The sequence below is a fragment of the Clostridium sp. CM042 genome (assembly GCF_055080995.1).
In genome coordinates this window covers 2,559,150-2,580,676 of record NZ_CM143646.1, presented here as the reverse complement: position 1 = coordinate 2,580,676, position 21,527 = coordinate 2,559,150, and the positions used below count along the sequence as shown (strand labels likewise).

General features: G+C 32.6%; 15 protein-coding genes. 10 read left to right on the top strand and 5 right to left on the bottom strand.

The annotated features are described in order from the left end of the window. Positions 1 to 83 precede the first annotated feature (83 nt). Positions 84 to 731 carry a tRNA-uridine aminocarboxypropyltransferase gene (locus tag ACWJJ7_RS12245; protein WP_462962349.1) on the top strand — a complete coding sequence of 216 codons (648 nt, stop codon included), beginning with the start codon at positions 84 to 86 and terminating at the stop codon, positions 729 to 731. A 30-nt stretch (positions 732 to 761) separates the two neighbouring features. On the opposite strand, the gene ACWJJ7_RS12240 is transcribed toward ACWJJ7_RS12245, so the two are convergent. Continuing rightward, the gene (locus ACWJJ7_RS12240; RefSeq protein ID WP_462962348.1) at positions 762 to 1,073 is read right to left on the bottom strand and encodes a demethoxyubiquinone hydroxylase family protein; all 312 of its coding nucleotides are present in this window, start codon (positions 1,071 to 1,073) and stop codon (positions 762 to 764) included. Positions 1,074 to 1,566: 493 nt separating this feature from the next. Between ACWJJ7_RS12240 and ACWJJ7_RS12235 the strand changes: the two genes are divergently transcribed. After that, positions 1,567 to 2,451, top strand: coding sequence for a radical SAM/SPASM domain-containing protein (locus ACWJJ7_RS12235; RefSeq protein WP_462962347.1), 885 nt, complete (start codon positions 1,567 to 1,569; stop codon positions 2,449 to 2,451). A gap of 120 nt (positions 2,452 to 2,571) precedes the next feature. On the opposite strand, the gene hutH is transcribed toward ACWJJ7_RS12235, so the two are convergent. Genes hutH through ACWJJ7_RS12220 form a run of 3 tightly spaced genes read right to left on the bottom strand, consistent with a single transcriptional unit; the run spans position 2,572 to position 6,345 of the window. Beyond that, positions 2,572 to 4,101: a histidine ammonia-lyase gene (gene hutH, locus ACWJJ7_RS12230; RefSeq protein WP_462962346.1), complete on the bottom strand. Its 1,530-nt coding sequence runs from the start codon at positions 4,099 to 4,101 to the stop codon at positions 2,572 to 2,574. A gap of 60 nt (positions 4,102 to 4,161) precedes the next feature. Beyond that, the gene (locus tag ACWJJ7_RS12225; protein WP_462962345.1) at positions 4,162 to 5,469 is read right to left on the bottom strand and encodes a Na+/H+ antiporter family protein; all 1,308 of its coding nucleotides are present in this window, start codon (positions 5,467 to 5,469) and stop codon (positions 4,162 to 4,164) included. Between the two features lie 24 nt (positions 5,470 to 5,493). After that, positions 5,494 to 6,345 (bottom strand): hypothetical protein, encoded by an 852-nt coding sequence (locus ACWJJ7_RS12220; RefSeq protein ID WP_462962344.1) that lies wholly within the window; start codon positions 6,343 to 6,345, stop codon positions 5,494 to 5,496. Positions 6,346 to 6,687: 342 nt separating this feature from the next. Here ACWJJ7_RS12220 and ACWJJ7_RS12215 point away from each other — a divergent pair, with 342 nt between their 5' ends. From ACWJJ7_RS12215 to ACWJJ7_RS12180, 8 genes are all read left to right on the top strand, one after another. Then, the gene (locus tag ACWJJ7_RS12215; RefSeq protein WP_462962343.1) at positions 6,688 to 9,735 is read left to right on the top strand and encodes an AAA family ATPase; all 3,048 of its coding nucleotides are present in this window, start codon (positions 6,688 to 6,690) and stop codon (positions 9,733 to 9,735) included. A gap of 73 nt (positions 9,736 to 9,808) precedes the next feature. Beyond that, positions 9,809 to 11,836: a urocanate hydratase gene (locus ACWJJ7_RS12210; protein ID WP_462962342.1), complete on the top strand. Its 2,028-nt coding sequence runs from the start codon at positions 9,809 to 9,811 to the stop codon at positions 11,834 to 11,836. 22 nt (positions 11,837 to 11,858) lie between these two features. Beyond that, a complete protein-coding gene (gene hutI / locus ACWJJ7_RS12205) occupies positions 11,859 to 13,112 on the top strand; it encodes an imidazolonepropionase (protein WP_462962341.1) in 1,254 nt (417 codons plus the stop codon). Positions 13,113 to 13,142: 30 nt separating this feature from the next. Beyond that, entirely contained in the window at positions 13,143 to 14,039 is an 897-nt protein-coding gene (ftcD, locus tag ACWJJ7_RS12200; RefSeq protein ID WP_462962340.1) for a glutamate formimidoyltransferase, read from the top strand. Between the two features lie 42 nt (positions 14,040 to 14,081). Beyond that, positions 14,082 to 15,761, top strand: coding sequence for a formate--tetrahydrofolate ligase (locus ACWJJ7_RS12195; protein WP_462962339.1), 1,680 nt, complete (start codon positions 14,082 to 14,084; stop codon positions 15,759 to 15,761). Between the two features lie 48 nt (positions 15,762 to 15,809). Continuing rightward, entirely contained in the window at positions 15,810 to 16,430 is a 621-nt protein-coding gene (locus ACWJJ7_RS12190; RefSeq protein ID WP_462962338.1) for a cyclodeaminase/cyclohydrolase family protein, read from the top strand. 288 nt (positions 16,431 to 16,718) lie between these two features. After that, positions 16,719 to 17,732 (top strand): formimidoylglutamase, encoded by a 1,014-nt coding sequence (gene hutG / locus ACWJJ7_RS12185; protein WP_462962337.1) that lies wholly within the window; start codon positions 16,719 to 16,721, stop codon positions 17,730 to 17,732. Between the two features lie 79 nt (positions 17,733 to 17,811). Then, positions 17,812 to 18,594: a folate family ECF transporter S component gene (locus ACWJJ7_RS12180; protein ID WP_462962336.1), complete on the top strand. Its 783-nt coding sequence runs from the start codon at positions 17,812 to 17,814 to the stop codon at positions 18,592 to 18,594. Positions 18,595 to 18,697: 103 nt separating this feature from the next. Here ACWJJ7_RS12180 and ACWJJ7_RS12175 read toward each other — a convergent pair whose 3' ends face one another. Next, complete coding sequence (locus ACWJJ7_RS12175) at positions 18,698 to 21,454, bottom strand: YhgE/Pip family protein (protein ID WP_462962335.1); 2,757 nt, start codon at positions 21,452 to 21,454, stop codon at positions 18,698 to 18,700. Positions 21,455 to 21,527 lie beyond the last annotated feature (73 nt).

Here is a 21,527-nt window from a genome sequence, read left to right as displayed (position 1 = left end):
AAATAAAAAAGGAGGAAGTTACGTTAAAACAAGCAATATTGTAAAACTTGAAAGAACCATTATAAAGTTTACGTAACGGACATATGAATTCAATTTATAAAGTAAAACAAATAACAAGTCTATATGATAGCTGCAATAAATGTGGGTTGCCAATTATAAATTGTCTTTGTGATAAAGCGCCTAAAATAAAAACTGATGCAAATATTTGGATTCTATCTACGGAAAAAGAATTTCACAGACCCTCTAATACTGCAAGAATATTAAAAGTAGTTAATCCACATTCAACAGAAATTTTCCTTTGGGAAAGAACAAAGATACCTGAAAAATTAGTATCAAACCTAAATAATAAAATATATGAGCCATTCTTACTTTTCCCTATAGAAAATTGTGAAGCTGAGATCCGAAAAGTTGAATATAAAAATACAGGTAAAATCCCTGTATTTATTATCATAGACGGTACGTGGAAGGAAGCACGAAAAATAGTCAGGAGAAGCGCCTATCTAGAAAAGCTACCAATTATTTCATTGAAGCCAAGTTTTAAATCTAAGTATGATTTAAGACGAGGCGCGGTTGATGGTAATTTATGTACAATAGAAGCTGCAATCGAAGTATTAAAATTAAATAGAGAAATTGAAAATGCACAAGTAGTAAATAAATTTTACAATCTATTTTTAAAAAGCTATAAGGCAGGTTCAAGTGGCCATGAACTTTCACCTTCTAATAAAAATTGAAAATGCCACCCAAAATGGTGGCAAAAATCACTACATTGGTTGCTGGAAATTTTGAGACTGCTGATCTTTAATTTTCTGTTTGCCCTCCTCCATAAATTGAGAATCCTTTGGAGATAACATATACAAAACTTCTTCGAGTTCCCCAACGTGCCTTCTTTCTTCATCTGCAATGTGATTCAAAACCTTTTTAACTCTTTCATCGGTTGTAGACATTGAATGAGCTTCATAACCCATGATAGCTTCAATTTCACCAGAAATGTCAACACGAATTGCTTGCGCAAGCTCTTCATTTGACATTTGTCTTGGTACATTTGCAATGAATGGATTTCCTAATAACGCCATAATTTCTTCCTCCTTTTCAAGCTTAAATTATCTTCTGCGAAGCTGCAACATCAATGACTTCAGGAGGAGATTTAGCCCCTCCCTTATAGAAGTTGGGGGATTTCCCTTCTGAAATGTCGTCAAATGTATTTTTAGCATCATACTGAATTATTATTCATTTATAAATGATACACGAGGTTAAATCATCTTCTTCGAAGCTGCTTATCTTCGAAGAAGATACATTAACGACTTCAGAAGGATTTATACTTTCACTGAAGTTTTCTCTTTGTTATAGTATATACCCCCCTCTTATAGAAGAGGGAGCCTTTCCTTCTGAACTATCGTTAAAAGGAAAAGGTGTGCTATCCCAGTTTAAAATTTTTATATGCTACAATATATATAAATAAATAAATATAAATATATATAAATAAATATAAATATATATATATATTTATATATTGTTGCTATTTACATATAACTCACCTAAAGTCTAGCTATGATTGGAGTATATCAAATGAAAAAGTTTAAAAAACTTTATATAGAAATTACAAATGTATGTAATCTTTCCTGCATTTTTTGCCCACAGACATTAAGGGCTCCTGAATTTATGAGCATAGAAACCTTTATCAAAATATTAGACCAAATAAAACCTCATACGGATTATATATATTTTCATGTTAAAGGAGAGCCACTTCTACATCCTAAATTAGATAAATTCTTAGATTTAAGCTATAAAAAAGGGTTTAAGGTTAATATAACCACTAATGGAACTCTGATAAGCAAAGTTCGAGAAAAAATAATACTGAAACCTGCACTAAGACAGATTAATTTTTCCCTACATAGCTTCGATGGGAATGAATGTGATTCTAATAAAGATGAATATATTAATGATATTATTTCCTTTGTTAAGAAAGCAATAGATACAACTGATACTTTATTTTCTCTAAGGTTCTGGAATCTAGGTAATGATAATACTACAAATCTCAGAGCTAAAAAAAATTGCGCCTTACTTTCCGTAATTGAAAATGCCTTCGATTTATCTTATAAAATTGAAGAAAAAATAAGCCCAGATAGGGGTATTAAAATTTGTGATAAAGTATATTTAAATCAAGATCATGAATTTCAGTGGCCAGATTTAAAAGTAGAGGAAGACAATAGCCCTGGTTTTTGTTTTGGGCTTCGTAACCAAGTAGGCATATTAGTAGATGGAACAGTAGTACCCTGCTGCCTTGATGGAGAAGGTGTACTTAACCTAGGCAATATTCATAAAACTCATTTTTCTGAAATAGTTGAAAGCCCTCGGTCAACCGGCATTTTTAATGGCTTTTCCAGAAGGATAGTGGTTGAAGAATTATGCAGAAAGTGCGGATACAGAAAAAGATTCAATTTGTTTCCATGAATAAATTATACACGAAAAGCGGATTCTTAGGAATCCATTTTTATTTTTGCAAAAAAGAGATGTCCCAAAATAGAAATTACTTTCTACTTTGGGACATCCCCTTTTTTGATCTAGTTTATATTAATATTCTATTTCAACTACTTTTTCTACTGCTTCTAATAATTTTCCGCTTTTAACAAGTTCAGTAACTTTATCTAAATCTTTATACATAACTATATCATACTCTATAAAGTCTACAGTTTTTCTAACTAAATTGTAAGCTTCTTGAGTTGCTTTACCAAGTTTGAATCCAGATTCTTTTCTGAAATCTATAGCTTGACATGCAGCTAATATTTCTGTTGAAACTACTCTAGATGCATTATCAACTATATCCCTAGCCTTTCTTGCTGCTATTGTTCCCATACTAACTAAGTCTTCTTGATTAGCTGAAGAAGGTATTGAGTCTACTGATGCAGGATGAGCTAATATTTTATTCTCAGATACTAAAGCTGCTGCTGCATATTGTGTAATCATAAATCCTGAGTTTAATCCACCATGTTTAGCTAAAAATGCTGGTAAATCGTTTAATTGAGGATTAATCAATCTTTCTAATCTTCGCTCAGATACATTCGCAATTTCAGCTGATCCAATTCCTAAGAAATCAAAGCTTAATGCCATAGGTTCTCCGTGGAAATTACCTCCTGAAATTACATCTCCCTCTTCTGTTACTATAGGATTATCTGTAACTGAATTTATTTCTCTTTCAACTTGCGCTTTTACATAGTTTATAGCATCCTTACTTGCACCATGAATTTGAGGTACACACCTTAGTGAGTAAGCATCCTGCACTCTTACTTCACCTTGTCTTGTTACATAGGTACTACCTTCAACTAGTTTTAATATGTTTCTTGCTGTTGCTAATTGTCCTGGCTGTGGTCTTAGCATATGAATTCTTGGATCAAAAGCATCTGTAATTCCTCTTAAAGCTTCCATTGATAAAGCCGCTGATATATCACTAGTTTTTAATAACTTTATAGCATCATAAGTAGCTAAAGCCCCTGTTGCAGTTAAAACTTGAGTACCATTTATAAGCGCTAAACCTTCTTTAGCATCAAGTTCTATTATAGGAATTCCTGCTTTTCCCATAGCGACCCTGCCTGGTAATATTTCTCCTTTATACTCTGCTTCACCTTCACCAATCATAGGTAAAACCATATGTGCAAGTGGTGCTAAATCTCCTGATGCTCCTAAAGATCCTTTTTCAGGAATTATTGGATAAACTCCTTTATTAATCATTTCAATCAGTGTTTGTAAAGTTTCAGGTCTTATTCCTGAAAATCCTTTTGATAGTGCATTAGCTCTTAAAAGCATTATAGCTCGTACAACATCATTTGAAAATTTAGGACCATATCCACAAGCATGTGAACAAATCAAATTTCTTTGAAGTGTTTTACAATCTTCTTTAGAAATACTCACATTACAAAATTCACCAAATCCTGTAGTTACACCATAAACCGCCCTTTCATTTTCAACTATATCATCAATTATTGCTCTTGATTTTATAACTCTTGCTATAGCACTTTCTTTTATCGAAACCGCGCAACCTTCTCTAGCTATAGATACCATTTCCTCTAAAGTTAAATCATTTCCTGTCAAAAGTATTTCTTTCATTTTTATTCCTCCTAAAAATTTATTATAAATTTATTTGAACTAAAACTGCCATTATTTAAATTAGAATATCATAGCTCCTATAACACCAAATATCATAAGTGGTATATTATAATGTAAGAACGTCGGTACACACGTATCCCAAATGTGATCATGTTGACCATCTACACTAAGCCCTGATGTTGGTCCAAGTGTACTATCTGATGCTGGTGAACCTGCATCTCCAAGTGCTGCTGCAACACCTATTAGAACTATAGTAGCTAGTGGAGAAAATCCAAGTTTAATTGATAATGGACAGTAAATTGCAGCTATTATAGGAATAGTACCAAATGAACTTCCTATACCCAATGTTACTAATAAACCAACAAGTAACATTAAAACTGCACCTGCCAGTTTACTTCCATTAACCATGCCTGCAAGAGATGCAACTAAAGCTTCTACCGCTCCAGTTTTTCTTAGAACATCCCCATAACCTGATGCCACAAGCATTATAAATGCTATTAAACCCATTATTTTAATTCCACCATCAAGTAATCCATTAACATCATCGAACTTAACTGCTCCTGAAACAAATATTATAATTAATGCCCCCAATGCTCCAAGAGGAAGAGATCCTGTAAGAACTTGAATTACAAATGCAGACACAGCTCCAATTAGAACACGCCAATGTTTTGAATTCATTTTAAGGTCTCCATCTTCAATTGCCTCCATGCCTTCTATTTCAATATCCTTATATTCTCTTGGTTTTCTATAAGTATAAAACACAGCTACAAGAAGACCTATAAGCATTCCAATACCTGGAAGCCATAGTACTTTAGCTACATCAGCTGTCATTACAGGCATACCATTTTTAGTCATTTCGGCACTTATAATACCATGGAATATTAGACCAAATCCTACTGGTAAAACAATATATGGAGCCTTTAATCCAAATGTAAGAGCACAAGCTACTGCTCTTCTGTCTATTTTAAGTTTATTCATTAATAAAAGTAGCGGTGGTATTAATATTGGAATATATGCTATATGAACCGGTATAAGATTTTGAGAAAAACATCCTAAAAAAGCTAATAATAATATAAATACATACTTCTTTTGTCCAACAATTTTTGATATTTTCTTAGCCAAGATTCCTGCTAGTCCAGTTTTATTTACTGCAACTGCTAATGCACCAAGTAATATATAGCTTAATGCAGTTTCAGCATTTCCACCCATTCCTCCAATGAGTATCCCCATAGTATCTCCCAAAGACATACCGGAAACTAAGCCTGCTGTCATAGCTGCGATTAATATAGACAGCAGCACATTAAGTTTAAAAAGACATAAAACTATCATTACAATAACTGATACAACAACTGGGTTAAATAATAACATATATTTCCTCCTCGTGGTTAATTGTTATAGATAAACTTCACCTTCAGCAACAATTTTTACCTTACCATTTAAGTAAATTTTTTTTATACATTCATTATACCATTCAGTTGTTACTTGAAGCTCTCCCCCCGGCTGCTTAACTAAAATATCTAAGCTTCTTTCTTGTTTTTGAGTTAATGCTACCGCTAAAGCGGCAGTACCTGAAGCACAACTTCTTTCCCAAAATAAACTATCTGTTCCCTTAACATATACTAATGGATCCATGTAAGATTTTTCATAATCGTAAAACATAACCCCTAATGCATCAAACCCTGTGTATTCCAGTTTACTTTTTACTTTATAAAAAAAACCTTCTTTATCAGATATCCCTTTACAATCTACTATTAAATGAATTATCCCTGGAAACTCTACGATTACGCACTTGTAAACGGTTCCATCATAGTTAATATAAAAATCTTTAGTCTCTTTAACCAAAGGCATACTAATTTTAGAATTATATTCATTGTTGTTTTTTAAACGCTCTACCTCACAATTTATTACTCCGTTAAATCCCGATACTTCTAAAGGAACAATAAATTTTTCATTTTCCTTTTCCACACAAGGATACTCCTTGTCCACCAAAACTACTGCTAATGACCTTACCGCATTTCCACAAAACTCGCCTCCCATCATCTGAAGTCTAATACAGTTCCTACTCTTTCCTTCTTCTGTACAAGGAGTTTCTATAAATCCAACCTGTTCAGCATGAATGCTTCCATAATCCATAATTTTATTAGCAACATTGATATGAAATTGTCTCCGTACAGGATCTAAAATAAAAACGGTCATATTTTCTACTGGATTTACTTTAATGAAATGCAACTTTATCGTTATCACTTCCTTTTTTATTTTTATTATAAATCATATAATAACATCCAAGCGTCAAATAAGTGTCTATTATAAATTATTAATTAAATTTGATAAAAATTTTAAGTATATACTGCACATTATTAGCTCACTAAAGTTTTTACCATATAACTACATTCTACCCCTTGTCATAGTCATGTTTTACCTTTTTACACTTTCATTTATATGGATTTTACTATTTACGTCTATATTACATCTATTAATCCAGAAATTCCACATAAAAATCTCACCCGTAATCTTATTTTGGCATTTTATTTATATTGTAGTATAATTTGTATAAGAAAGTTTATGGCATTATACGGGAGTGATTCGATGGATTATATATATTGTAAAATGTTTGGTAATTTTTGCGTAACTGTCAATAAAAAAGAAATATTCTTACCCTACAGTAAAGCTCAAGGCCTATTTTGTTATTTACTACTAAATAAACAAGATAACAGAGAACATCTCTCAGAACTTTTTTGGGCTAATCAAGAAGAAGGTAATGCTAAAAAGAATCTAAGAAATGCCATCTATAAAATAAATAAATGCTCTAATGTTCCGGTATTGGTATCCCCTCAAAAATCAATAATTATGCTCAATCCAGATATAAAAATAGACGTAGATATATATACCTTTATGAGTGATGAAAATGAAATAGATGTTTTTAAGGGAGAATTTCTACAGGGATTTTGCCCTAAAAATGCAGAAAATTTTGAAATTTGGCTGCTAGAAATGCGTGAAAATTTGGAATGTATGTATATTGATAAATTGAATAAAAAGATAAAAAAGGAATTACAAAATAATAATTATGATATTGTTGAAAAATATTCAAAGCTATTGATAAAAATAGATGAATTCAATGAAAATGCTTATATATACTTACTGGAAAGTTATAAAAATAAAGGTAAGTATAACCTAGCAATTGAAACATATAATAATGTTAAGAAATTATTTAAAGATGAATTATCCATTTCTCTTAATGATAAAATATTACATATAGTTAATGAAGTAATAGATATTATGAATACAATTAAAAGTAATAAAACCACCGATGAATTTTTCTATGGAAGATATAATGAATTGAGGATATTACAAAATAATTACAAAAATTTCATGAAAAATGAACCTTCGAAATCCGTATTTTTGGTAGGCGAAGCTGGGATAGGAAAAACAAGACTGAAAGATAAATTTATAGAAATAGTAGATGAGGATACAACCTATATTTTAGAAACTTATTGTTTTCAGTTTGAAAATGGTTGCATTTTAAAACCATGGACTGTTATATTGTCCAAACTTTCTGAAATTATGAAAAATAAAAATATAAAAATCCCAACTTTATGGGAAAACATTTTAGAAAATTGTCTTTCGGAGATTGATGAATTAGATAATAAGGAACAAAGCATTAAGGTTTTAGATAGTAAATATACATTAAAATATGAAGTCATTGGAAATATAATAACTAATATACTTACTAAAATCGCACACAAAAAGAAAATAATACTTATTTTTGAAGATATACAGTGGATTGATTATGGTAGTTTAACATTTTTAAGCAGTATAATTTTACATGGTCATGCTAACATTTTGTGTTTCATGACATATAGAAATGAATACAATATCGAAATAGATAAATTCTTAGTTTCAGCAAATAAACGTAATAAGATTTTAATGATGGATTTATTAAGATTTAATAATGATGAAGTTGAAAATTTCATTAAAATTGGTCTTCCAAAAAATCATTTCAATAAAGATATATTAAATAAAATATACAGCGAAACTGAAGGAAATGCATTTTTTTTAACAGAATATATTAATACTATAAAATTTAATAGTAATATAAATATTATGTCTTCTAAAATGCAGGATATAATGAAAAGCAGGCTTTTAGATATTTCAGAAGAATGCAAAAACATTTTAAGAATCTCATCTTTATTTTTTGATGAAATCCCTTTATATATTTTACATGAACTTACAGGAGAAGATGAACTTAAGATAATTGATGAAATAGAAGAGCTTGAAAATAAATTCATATTAAAAGAAGTTACTAACAATAATGTAATAAGCTTCATGTTTACTCATCAAAAGTTAAGAGAATTCATTTATATTAATCAATCCTTGGCAAGAAGAAGAATTCTTCATAATAAAATAGGCTATATTATAGAAAAAACCTTAGCAAATAATAGAACCGATATAAACATTTATAATAAACTTGTTTATCATTTTTCAAATGCAGATAATAATTTATCAACATTGAAATATAGTATAAAAAGTTTAAATGTATATTTGAATTTTAGTCATGAACTTTATCCAGTACTATATTATAAGGACGTTAATTTTTATAATAACTTATATTTTAGCAATAATAAAACCATTAAAAGCATAAAGAAGATAGAAATTCTACTATTAAAAGTAAAAAATGACTGTAAAAATTCTAAAGAAGTTCTGAAATTAGAGATAGAATTTTTACACATTAAAGGAAGATATCTTATAAGAGAAGGTAATTATGAAAAAGGCGTTGAGTTCATAAGTGAAATGATAGAAAAAGCTAATGAAATTGATGATTCAGATTACTCTATAGAAGGGTATAAGCAGATGATATATTATTGTATACAGACCAATAATATTGATGATATGATAAAATATGTAAATCTCGGTTTAGATAAAGCAGCAGATTGTAATTATCATATGGAAATAGGCGTATTTCTACGATTTAAAGCATTATATAAAAAAATGCAGGGAAAATATAGTGAAGCAGAAGAACTCTTTAATGAATCTATAAATATCTTTAATGTAACTAAAAATGTAGCTGATAAATATGCCTTGAGTATAGCAGCCGCTTACAACTACATAGGAGATATAAGAAGACAAAACATGAAATTTAAAGAGGCTTTAGCATTTTTCAGTAGAGCAATAAAAATATGCGAAGAAAAAAATGTATTTACCAGTCTTTCTATTTTTAATATAAACGCTGGTGAAACATGTTTCAATATGGGTGCGTATCCTGAGGCGAAAAAATATTTCCAAAGGGCCATGGATATATATAAACAATTCGATTTAATGTGGGAAAAGTCTATTGTAGAGGCCTTTATGTCTAAAATAATAATTAGTGAAGGAAATTATGAAAGTGCCTTAAAATATTTAAAAAATTCAGATTTGCATTCAAAATTGTTAAAGAATCCTCATGAAATGGGACTAGTATATATGGTAAAAGCTCAAATTAAAAGTGAAATGAAAACTAATGATAAGTTAAATAAAGTTTTTAATATATACTTGAATGAAAATTTGCAATCCTATTGTGAAAATAGTATTAAATTTTTAACTGCCTCAAAGGATAATTATGAAATAGATTTACTAAACGCCTTAATGAAAGAAAAGTAATAAAGTAAAAAAATAGACATTTTAATGACGATTTAGTATTAAGCTATGATAATAAAGAGGGGAGTGATCAGTAATGATTAATAATATTGATATAAAAAATGCAATGACAGTTTCTTTAGATGATTGTTTACCTAATATGCCTGAATTTATTAAGGGAATAAGGAGAGCTCCAGATAGAGGCTTCCACCTTTCAAAATCACAAACAGAAATATCACTTAAAAACGCACTTCGTTATGTTCCAGAAAAGTATCATGAGGAGCTTATACCGGAGTTTATGGACGAGCTTACTACAAGAGGCAGAATATATGGATACAGGTTTCGTCCCGAAGGTAGAATATATGGAAAACCAATAGATGAATATGAAGGAAGATGTACTGAGGGTAAAGCTTTTCAAGTTATGATTGATAATAATCTTGATTTTGAAGTAGCTTTATATCCTTATGAGCTTGTTACTTACGGCGAAACAGGAAGTGTATGTCCAAATTGGATGCAATATAGACTTATAAAAAAATATCTAGAAATAATGACTCAAGACCAAACATTGGTTTTAGAATCAGGACATCCTCTTGGACTTTTCAAATCAAAACCTGAAGCACCAAGAGTAATAATTACAAATGCACTAATGATAGGCATGTTCGATAATCAAAAGGATTGGGAAATAGCAGAAGAAATGGGTGTTGCAAATTATGGACAAATGACTGCGGGTGGCTGGATGTATATAGGACCTCAAGGCATAGTTCACGGTACTTACAATACTTTATTAAATGCAGGTAGAATGAAGCTCGGAATTCCAAATGATGGTGATTTAAGAGGACATATATTTGTAACATCAGGTTTGGGCGGTATGAGTGGTGCTCAGCCAAAAGCAATCGAAATAGCAAACAGTGTAGGCATCGTAGCTGAGGTTGATGAATCAAGAATTAGTACAAGGCTTGAGCAAGGATGGGTTATGAAGCAATCTTCAGACCTTGATGAGGTATTCAAAATTTCTGAAGAATATTTGGAAAAGAAAGAGCCAATGTCAATTGCATATCACGGAAATATAGTTGATTTGCTGGAGTATGCAGTGAAAAACAACAAAAAGATTGATTTATTATCTGACCAAACATCTTGCCATGCAGCATATGAAGGTGGATATTGCCCTAAGGGAGTAACCTTCGAGGAAAGAACAAATCTTCTTGCAAAAGACAGAACTACTTTTTGTGAATTGGTTGACAAGAGTTTAAGACGTCATTTTGAACTTATAAAAACATTAGTTGAAAAGGGAACCTACTTCTTTGATTATGGCAATTCATTTATGAAAGCAATTTATGATGCTGGAGTTAAGGAAATATCTAAAAATGGAATAGATGAAAAAGATGGCTTTATATTCCCATCTTACGTAGAAGATATAATGGGACCTCAACTATTTGACTATGGTTATGGACCATTTAGATGGGTATGCTTAAGTGGAAAGAATGAAGATTTAACAAAAACTGATCATGCTGCAATGGAATGCATAGACCCAAATAGAAGATATCAGGATAGAGATAACTACAACTGGATTAGAGATGCAGAAAAGAACAATCTTGTGGTTGGTACCAAAGCAAGAATACTTTATCAAGATGCTACCGGAAGAATAAAAATAGCTCTTAAATTTAATGAGATGGTAAGGAATGGAGAGATAGGACCTGTTATGATGGGTAGAGATCATCATGATGTAAGTGGTACTGATTCACCATTTAGAGAAACTTCCAATATAAAAGATGGAAGTAACGTTATGGCAGATATGGCTGTACAGTGCTATGCTGGAAATGCAGCAAGAGGTATGAGTCTTATAGCGCTTCATAACGGTGGTGGTGTAGGAATTGGGAAATCAATAAATGGAGGATTCGGGCTTGTACTTGATGGAAGTTATAGAGTAGATGAAATAATCAAATCTGCGCTTTCATGGGATGTTATGGGTGGAGTTGCAAGACGTTCATGGGCAAGAAATGAACATTCTATAGAAACAGTTATAGAATTTAACAATACACATAAAGGCACGGACCATGTTACTATTCCTTATTTAACAAATGAAAAACTTATACAGGATACAGTTAGCAAATATTTTGATAAGTAATATATTCGAGAGGGATGCATTTATGAAAAAAAATAACTTACTTATAAAAAATGCCGCGGAGCTTGTTACATGCAGCGGCAGCAAGGCAAAATACGGTGAAGAAATGAAAAATATTCATACCATTAAAAATGGAGCCGTTGTAATTGAAGGTGGTATAATTAAAGCTGTTAATACTACAGAAGAAATATTGAAAATTTACAATGAAGAAGATTATGAAGTTATAGACGCATCTAACAAATGTGTACTTCCAGGATTTGTAGATTCTCACACTCATTTTATATTTGGTGGCTACAGAGCAGATGAATTTGCTTGGAGACTCCATGGAGACAGCTATATGGATATAATGGAGAGAGGCGGCGGAATACAAAACACAGTAAACGCAACAAGGAATGCCTCTGAAGAAGAACTTTATAATGTGGGGTTTGAAAGGCTTAATGACATGCTTAAGCTTGGAGTAACAACTGTAGAAGGTAAAAGCGGTTATGGCCTTGATTTCGACACAGAAATAAAGCAGCTTAAGGTTATGAAGAGACTTAATGTAGCTCATGCTATGGACCTCGCAATTACATTTTTAGGCGCACATTCAGTTCCACTTGAATACAAAGGGAAAAATAATGAGTATATTGACTTCATTATAAAGAAGGTACTCCCTGTGGTTAAAGCAGAAAATCTTGCAGAGTTTTGCGATGTTTTTTGTGAAGACAAAGTTTTTTCTGTAGATGAATCAAGAAAACTTCTTTTAAAAGCAAAGGAAATGGGTTTTAAACTTAAACTTCATGCGGATGAAATAGTCACCCTTGGGGGTTCTGAGCTTGCAGCAGAAGTTGGAGCAATATCAGCCGACCATCTATTGCATGCGTCAGATGATGGAATAAAAGCCATGGCAGAGAAAAAAGTAATTTCTACTCTCCTTCCATGTACTGCCTTTTGCTTAAAAGAGCCATATGCAAGGGCAAGGGAAATGATTGATAGCGGCTGCGCAGTATCACTGGCATCAGATTTTAATCCAGGGAGCTGCTTTACATACTCAATACCTTTGGTATTTGCAGTGGCAGCTATATATATGAATATGAGTATTGAAGAGGCTATAACAGCACTTACAATAAACGGTGCAGCTGCAATCGGTAGAGCAGATTCTATTGGAAGCCTCGACCCTGGTAAAAATGGCGATATTGTTATTTTAAAATATCCTTCTTATAATTTTATACCATATAATACAGGCATAAACCTTGTAGAGACAGTAATTAAAAATGGGAATGTAGTTGTTAATGTATAATTAATCTTAAATAGTAAAGGAGATAATATTATGGTAAAATTAGTTGAATGTGTTCCAAATTTTAGCGAGGGCAGAAATAAGCAAATAATTGAAAGCATAGTTGACGAGGTAAGAAATACAGAAAATGTAAAATTACTTGACTACTCTTCAGATAAAGACCATAACAGGACAGTCGTTACATTTGTTGCTACCCCTGAAGACGCTAAAAAGGCGGCTTTCCAGCTAATTAAAAGAGCATCAGAACTTATAGATATGAGAACTCAAAAAGGTGCTCATCCAAGGATGGGAGCTACAGATGTTGTGCCATTTATTCCAATTCAGGATGTTACTACAGAAGAATGCGTTCAAATGGCTAAAGAGCTTGCAAAGGAGGTTGGAGAAGAATTAAATATTCCTGTTTATCTTTATGAAGATGCAGCTACTTGCAAGGCACGAACAAATCTTGCTAATATTAGAAAAGGTCAGTACGAAGGATTCTTTGAAAAAATAAAACTTCCAGAATGGAAGCCTGATTTTGGTCCCTGTGAAATGAATGAAAAAAGTGGTTGTACAGTTATAGGTGCAAGATTTCCACTTGTAGCATACAATGTAAACTTAGGCACAGACAATATGGAAATAGCAACTGCTATTGCTAAAAAGATAAGATTTATAGGCGGAGGACTTAGATTTGTAAAGGCCATGGGAGTTAAGCTTTGCGAAAGAAATATAGTTCAAATTTCTATGAATCTTGTAAATTATGAAAAAACCGCTGTGTATAGGGCCCATGAAATGGTTAAAATGGAAGCTTTGAGATATGGAGTACCAGTTGTTGGTAGTGAAGTTATTGGATTGGTTCCTATGAAAGCATTAATAGACTGTGCTGAATATTATCTTCAAATAGAAAATTTTGATATAAATCAAATACTTGAAAAGAAACTTTCAGAATAAGGACTCAAAAATCAAATCAAATACGGTGAGGAGCTGAATTATATGAATATTGTTCCAAGTGATATTGAAATAGCTCAAAAGTGTAAAATGCTACCCATTGCAAACATTGCTGAAAAATTAGGAATTAAAGATGACGAATTAGAATCTTATGGTAAGTACAAGGCAAAAGTTTCTTTAAGTATTTTTGATAGATTAAAGGATAAAAAGGATGGAAAACTAATCCTTGTAACAGCAATTACTCCAACTCCAGCAGGTGAAGGAAAATCAACTACTGCTATTGGTCTTGGAGATGCTTTAAATAGAATAGGTAAGAAGACATGTATAGCATTAAGAGAGCCATCTTTGGGTCCCGTATTTGGGATGAAGGGAGGAGCAGCCGGTGGCGGATATGCCCAAGTAGTTCCTATGGAAGATATTAACCTCCACTTTACAGGAGATATGCATGCTATAACTGCATCAAATAATTTACTTGCTGCAGCAATCGATAATCATGTTCATCAAGGTAATAGCCTTAAGATAGACATTAGGCAGATTGCATTTAAAAGAGTTATGGATATGAATGACAGATCTCTTAGAAATATAGTTGTTGGTCTTGGTGGAAAGGTGTGTGGATTCCCACGAGAAGATGGTTTCATGATTACTGTTGCATCAGAGGTTATGGCTATTCTTTGTCTTTCTAAAGATTTAATGGATCTTAAAGATAGGCTCGGTAAAATAATAGTAGCTTATAACATGGATGGTAATCCAGTAACTGCAAAAGATCTTAAAATTAATGGAGCGATGACCCTTTTGATGAAGGATGCTATAAAGCCAAACATAGTTCAGACATTAGAAAATTCACCAGCAATAATTCATGGCGGACCATTTGCTAATATAGCTCATGGTTGTAATAGCCTTATAGCTACAAAGCTTGGTCTTAAACTTTGTGATTACTTAGTAACTGAAGCAGGTTTCGGTGCTGACCTTGGTGGAGAAAAGTTCTTTGATATAAAATGTAGATATGGAGAGTTAAAACCATCCGCTACAGTTATAGTTGCCACTATAAGAGCACTGAAAATGCATGGTGGAGTAGCTAAATCAGATTTAGGAATAGAAAATCTTGAAGCTCTTGATAGTGGATTTGAGAACCTAAAAAAGCAAGTTGAAAATATAAGAAAGTTTAATGTACCTGTAATGGTTGCTGTAAATAGATTCAGTAACGATACAGAAAAAGAAATAGCACTTCTTATATCAAAATGTAAAGAGTTCGGAGTTGAAATAGCCCTTAATGAAGTATGGTCTAAGGGCTCCGAAGGCGGAGTTGATATGGCCCAAAAGCTTATAACCCTTGTGGAAACAGAGGAGTCAAACTTTAAACCTATTTATGATGTAAGTAGTTCTATAAGCGAAAAAATCAACACAATTGTTAGGGAAATATACGGTGGAGATACAGTAGTGTTTGAAGCAACTGCTAAAAAGCAGATGAAAAAGCTTGAAGAATTAGGTCTTGATAAGATGCCCCTATGCATTGCTAAAACTCAATATTCCCTATCTGATGACAGTAAGCTTATTGGAGGTCCAAAAGGCTTTAAGATTACAATAAAAACTGTAAGAGTATCTGCAGGTGCAGGATTTATTGTATGCGAAGCTGGCAATATAATGACTATGCCAGGACTTCCTAAGGTTAGTGCTGCAGAGAAGATGGATATAGATGAAAATGGAGTTATAACAGGATTATTTTAGACATATGCGTATATTATGTTGAAAAGATAGAGAAAGGAGCAAATTATTATGTTATTAGTTGATAAAAGTGTTAGAGAATTCATTGACCAAACATCCCAAAACTGTCCTGTACCAGGAGGTGGAAGCATTGCAGCATTATCAGCTGCATCTGCAGCAGCACTTGTTTCAATGGTTGCAAGTTTAACCATTGGCAAAAAAGGTTATGAAGATTGCGAAATCACGATGAAAGAAGTTTATGAACAAGCCAACAAATATAAAGAAAGGTTTATAGAGTATATCGATGCAGACTCAGAGGCTTTTCATGGGGTAATGGATGCCTTCAAATTACCAAAAAACAATGATGAAGAAAAATCCGCAAGAAAAGCAACTATTCAAAATGCATTAAAGCATGCATCAGAGACTCCATACAAGATAGCAGAAGATGCGTATAAACTTATGGATTACTCAGAAAAGGCAATAAAACACGGAAATAAAAATGCAGTAACTGATGGTGCTGTATCAGCTATGATGGCAAGAAGTGCAGTTCTATCAGCTCTTTACAATGTAAAAATAAATCTATCCTCAATCAATGATAGTGAGTTTGTAGCTGCATTTGAAAAAAAAGTATCTGCTCTTGAAAAAAATGTAGTTGAAAGAGAAAAACAACTACTTAGCAAAGTAGTTTTATAATAGGGTTAAATCATCTCCTGTGGAGCTGAAGTATTAACGACTTCAGAATGAGATTTATACTCTCACTTATAGAAGTGGGAGACTTCCTTCTGAAATGTCGTTAAACCCCATAGCCACCAACCTAAGGTAAATCATAATTTGCCTTAGGTTGTTTTTTAATATGCTTAATCATACTTAATATGCTAAGCATATTTAATATGATTAAGCATACTGAAAACTATATTTAAAATAAAAATAATGATAGCACTGTAATTATAAATACGTAAATAATTTAGGAGGCCAAATACGATGTTTGATAAAAATTACAAATTAACAGATAAAACAGTTTGGCAGGGACGAACTGATAGTGAAACCAATTATGATGCTTTTAGATGGCATCAATGTGTAAAGATAATAGATTTAAAAAGAGATGATTTAATTTCCTACACCGGTAAACTGGGATTTGCTTTTATTGGTTTTTGTTGTGATGAAGGTGTAAGGCTTAATAGTGGCAGAATAGGCGCATCAAAGGGTCCTAAAAGTATAAGAAAAGAATTATCTAACCTTCCATGCAATTTTTCACAAGAAGTTAAACTTTTTGATGTAGGAGATATATTATGTGAAGACTGCACTCTTGAGGAAAGCCAAGCTCTTCTATCAAACGCAATCGAAAAGATTTTAAGTTTAAATCTTTTTCCTATTATTTTGGGCGGTGGTCACGAAGTTGCTTTTGGAAGTTATATGGGTACATTGAATTACTTATCACAAAAAAGCCAAGAACCTAATATTGGGATAATAAATTTTGATGCTCATTTTGATTTAAGACCTTATACAAAAGTAACCAGTTCCGGAACAATGTTTAGACAGATAGCAGATATTTGCAGTGATAGAAATCTTCAATATTCTTATCTCTGCATCGGTGTTCAAAAGCACAGTAACACCATAGATCTTTTTAAAACAGCTGATAGACTTGGAGTTAACTACATTCTTGCGAAAGATATTATAGATAGCGATAATTGGCATTTTATGGAGGAAATCGATAATTTCATAAAACTAAGAGAACATATATATGTAACTATATGTTCCGATGTATTTTCTACAGCTTTTGCTCCAGGAGTAAGTTCGTCACAGCCACTTGGGCTCGATCCTGAACGTGTGTTAAAGTTTCTTAAATACATTTTAAGATCAAATAAAGTAGTAAGCTTTGATATAGCTGAAGTTTCCCCAAGATTTGACCAAGACGATGTTACAGCAAACTTAGCAGCTGTATTGATTTTTTCTGTTATCAATACACTTTGTGAAATAAATAATTTATTTATATAGATGGTTGATATGCGCATTAGCGTTGAGTTTACCAAATTCAATGAAGCATTTTTTTAAAATAATTTATCGGAGGTTTTAAATGAAAGAAAAAATGAGTACAAAAATTTTGGTTTCAACTTCCGTTTTCATTGCAATTGCAGTAATTCTAAGGTCAATTAGTATAATGATCCCAATTGGTGGTGCAGGGGCTATGAGAATTAGCATTGATGGGATTTTCTATATTCTTCCCGGGATTATTTTCGGACCAATTTATGGGGCACTTGCTGCTGGCATTGTGGATATTCTTGCATATATTATAAGACCTATGGGACCTTATATTCCACTATTTACTTTAACAACAATGCTTGCTGGCTTTATTCCAGGGCTAATATGGAAATACACAAAAATTACTGATACTAATAAATTAGTGAAATACTATATTACTTGTTTTGCAACTTTAGGATTAATAGGAATTGTTAATACTATTGTAATATTTATATTTCCAAAATCAAATTTAGGTAACCTGATATTTTCGCTTGGAAAGAAAACTCAGTTTATTGGTATTGGACTCGAGATTATAGCCCTGCTTGGTTTTGTAGTTTTGTTTGTTAATAATATGATTAAAAGAAACAATAGTGAAAATAAACTATATGATAACTACATTAAAATGATTTTAGCAATAGGATTGCCTGCAATTGTAATTTCATCTATTAACACTTATTTTCTAATATTATTTATACCAGGGCTTTCTAGTGTAGGTTTTATGGTTTTGTGGCTTCCTAGAATTGCAGAGACCTGTCTAATGATAATAATTCAGTCATATATAATATCTGCCCTTTTAAATGTTTATGAATTGGTGTTTAGAATAGATCTTAAATGTTAATTTAATAATAATCATTGATGATTATATTAAAAAACCACACTCCTAATAAATATAGGAATGTGGTTTACAAATAGCTCATTTTTTAATACGTTCTTAATTTATACTATGCAGTTATATTTGTTGCTTCATCTTTTTTATCTTGTATCAATTTTTGCACTTTATCTGCATGTCCCTTCATTGATATAGATATGAATAAGAATACAACTAACATTGCCCCAAGGACTATTACATCTTTTGCAAATACCCCATGATCAATCCCTGATATTATTTCTCTTAATCCAGATACTGCATACGTAAATGGCATAAATGGATTTAAAACCTTAAACAAATTAGGTACAACTTCTATTGGGAATGTACCTGCACAAGAAGTAAGTTGAAGAATTAATAATACAATTGATATTAATCTTCCTGCTTGCCCAAGTAAGAATACCATACATTGAATAATCGCTATAAACACATTTGATAAGAAAATATTAAACAAGAAATATAGTAATATATTACTTGGCCTAAGACCTAATAACATTACAGCTCCACTCGCAAGTGTTGCTTGCATAGCTCCTATAACTCCATATGATAAGAACTTACCTGCTACTACAGACGCTGGGCCTGCCGTAATGTCTTCATCTACCTTATCTGTAATTACGAAGAACATCATTAAAGCTCCTACCCATAAGGATAATGGAATGAAATATGGAGTAAATCCTTCACCATAAGTTTTAATTGGATTTATTGGTTTTTGATCCATAACTACTGGCTGCGAAAATGTATCTCCCATAGTTTTACTGTCATTTTTCAAGCTACTACTAAGGTCCTTATGACCATCTGCAAGCTTTTTATTAAGTTCTTTAGAACCATCTGCTAATTCTGTCATGCCACCATCTAATTTATTAGTACCATCAGCTAACTTATTTACCCCATCTTTTAACTCAGGTAATTTGCCATTCAAAGTACTAATTCCTTTTGTAAGCTCTGCTGAACCTGCATTTAGTTTCGATGTTCCATCTGCTAAAGCTGGCATCTTTTGACTAAATTGTGCTAGCCCTCCTGATAAATCTCCTAAACCTCCTGATAAAGCTCCTGAACCTCCTGATAAAGCTCCTGAACCTACAGCTAACTTCTGCACTCCTCCAGTTAAAGCTGGAATTTTACCGTTAAGCTCTGAAAGTCCTCCTGATAAAGCTCCTGAACCCGCAACTAACTCCTGCACTCCTCCAGTTAAAGCTGGCATTTTACCATTAAGCTCCGAAAGTCCATTTCCAAATTTACCATTCATACCAGCATATAGCTGATTTAGACCTCCACTAATTTTAGCTGCACCGCCCGCTGCTTCACCTGTTTTTTCTGCGAACTTTCCAGCTCCTTTTGAAAACTCATCTGCACCTTGTGCAAAGTCTTGCGAACCCTTTACAAACTCTGAGGATCCATCCTTTAATTGCTTAGATCCTTCTGCTACTCCATGAGCTCCCTCTTGAAGTTTATTCATCATTGCTACGTTATTTTCATCTGTAGCATTTTTATTTAATGCAGTTAATGTAGCTGAAACGACTTGCATATTTGCATCTTTCTTCACGTCTGGATTAGCTTGTAAAAATGCTTCTAGCTTTTCGTTTGCTTGTTGCAATGCCTCTTGAGATTTTTTACTATTATCTACTAAATCATCTACTCCGTCAGCAACTCCTGCACTTGCGTCTTTAAGCTTACTCATACTTGGTTCCATTTGACCATATCCCGCACTAAGTTTTCCTGATCCATCATTTAACTTAGCTGATGCACCGTTTAACTGCGCTGATCCATCTTTAGTTTTTGCAAGCCCTGAAGCAAGCGTTGCTGCTCCGTCTCTAAGTTCTTTAGTTGGAGGTACCATTTCAGTTGTATATTTCTCATTAAGCTGTTGTACCCCCCCTGCCATAGTTGATACTTGCTTATTAAGCTCCAATAAACCATTATTAAGCTTACCTGCACCACCATGAAGCTGATTTACCCCTGTTCCCATAGCTGGAACTTGCTTGTTAAGCTCTGATAATCCATTATCAAGCTGAGATACTCCATTATTTAGCTTATCTGCACCATCATGAAGCTTATCTGCACCATCATGAAGTTTATTTACCCCACTTACCATTGTAGGTACTTGAGATTTAAGCTCCCCTAGTTTACTAGTTAATGTATTAGAACCTACTAATAATTTTCCTACTCCATCCGTCATTGCTGGAACACTGCCTTTAAGTTTCTCCGTTCCATCCTTTAACTGATGTGTACCATCTTTTGCGGTAACCACACCGTCAGCGAGTTTTTTGCTTCCATCAGAAGCTTTTTTCATACCATCTTTAAGTTCATATAAACTATCAAATACTGCTGTTGTGTATTCTTTTGACATACTTTTGGTTAATTCTGATTTAAGCTGATCTAAAACTTTACCATTAATCTGTGCTGCTAAAAAATTTCTCTTTTCATTTGCACTATATAAAATTTTAGCTTGCTCTGGTTTACCTTTAGTCGAGCTTAAAGCATTCTGCGAAAAATTTTCTGGAATTACGAACATGGCATAATAATCCTTTCCCTTAAGTCCATCTTCAGCTTGTTCCTTTGAAACAAACCTCCAACCTACCGCTTCCTTTTCTTTAAGATTTCCTACTAAATCTTGACCGTAGTTAACTTTTTTACCATCCTTTGTGCTTCCTATATCTTGGTTTACCACAGCTACAGGCATATCCTTAATCCTAGCATATGGGTCCCAAAAAGCATCAAGAAAAAGTGAACTATACAAAAGTGGAACTATAATAATTGCTACTACCGATACTCGTATGAATCTATTTTTAAATATGCTTGAAATATCTCTCCAAGCTACCTTTAAAAAGTTCATATTATCACCTCATCCTTTATATATATAATTATTTTCTACAACCGTTTTAACAACATTAACTCGCCAACTGACT

What these genes read in the sequence shown, in the direction of transcription:
- ACWJJ7_RS12245 (WP_462962349.1), top strand. Translation starts at nt 84, where the DNA reads ATGAATTCAATTTATAAAGTAAAACAAATAACAAGTCTATATGATAGC.
- ACWJJ7_RS12240 (WP_462962348.1), bottom strand. Translation starts at nt 1,073, where the DNA reads ATGGCGTTATTAGGAAATCCATTCATTGCAAATGTACCAAGACAAATG.
- ACWJJ7_RS12235 (WP_462962347.1), top strand. Translation starts at nt 1,567, where the DNA reads ATGAAAAAGTTTAAAAAACTTTATATAGAAATTACAAATGTATGTAAT.
- hutH (WP_462962346.1), bottom strand. Translation starts at nt 4,101, where the DNA reads ATGAAAGAAATACTTTTGACAGGAAATGATTTAACTTTAGAGGAAATG.
- ACWJJ7_RS12225 (WP_462962345.1), bottom strand. Translation starts at nt 5,469, where the DNA reads ATGTTATTATTTAACCCAGTTGTTGTATCAGTTATTGTAATGATAGTT.
- ACWJJ7_RS12215 (WP_462962343.1), top strand. Translation starts at nt 6,688, where the DNA reads ATGGATTATATATATTGTAAAATGTTTGGTAATTTTTGCGTAACTGTC.
- ACWJJ7_RS12210 (WP_462962342.1), top strand. Translation starts at nt 9,809, where the DNA reads ATGATTAATAATATTGATATAAAAAATGCAATGACAGTTTCTTTAGAT.
- hutI (WP_462962341.1), top strand. Translation starts at nt 11,859, where the DNA reads ATGAAAAAAAATAACTTACTTATAAAAAATGCCGCGGAGCTTGTTACA.
- ftcD (WP_462962340.1), top strand. Translation starts at nt 13,143, where the DNA reads ATGGTAAAATTAGTTGAATGTGTTCCAAATTTTAGCGAGGGCAGAAAT.
- ACWJJ7_RS12195 (WP_462962339.1), top strand. Translation starts at nt 14,082, where the DNA reads ATGAATATTGTTCCAAGTGATATTGAAATAGCTCAAAAGTGTAAAATG.
- ACWJJ7_RS12190 (WP_462962338.1), top strand. Translation starts at nt 15,810, where the DNA reads ATGTTATTAGTTGATAAAAGTGTTAGAGAATTCATTGACCAAACATCC.
- hutG (WP_462962337.1), top strand. Translation starts at nt 16,719, where the DNA reads ATGTTTGATAAAAATTACAAATTAACAGATAAAACAGTTTGGCAGGGA.
- ACWJJ7_RS12180 (WP_462962336.1), top strand. Translation starts at nt 17,812, where the DNA reads ATGAAAGAAAAAATGAGTACAAAAATTTTGGTTTCAACTTCCGTTTTC.
- ACWJJ7_RS12175 (WP_462962335.1), bottom strand. Translation starts at nt 21,454, where the DNA reads ATGAACTTTTTAAAGGTAGCTTGGAGAGATATTTCAAGCATATTTAAA.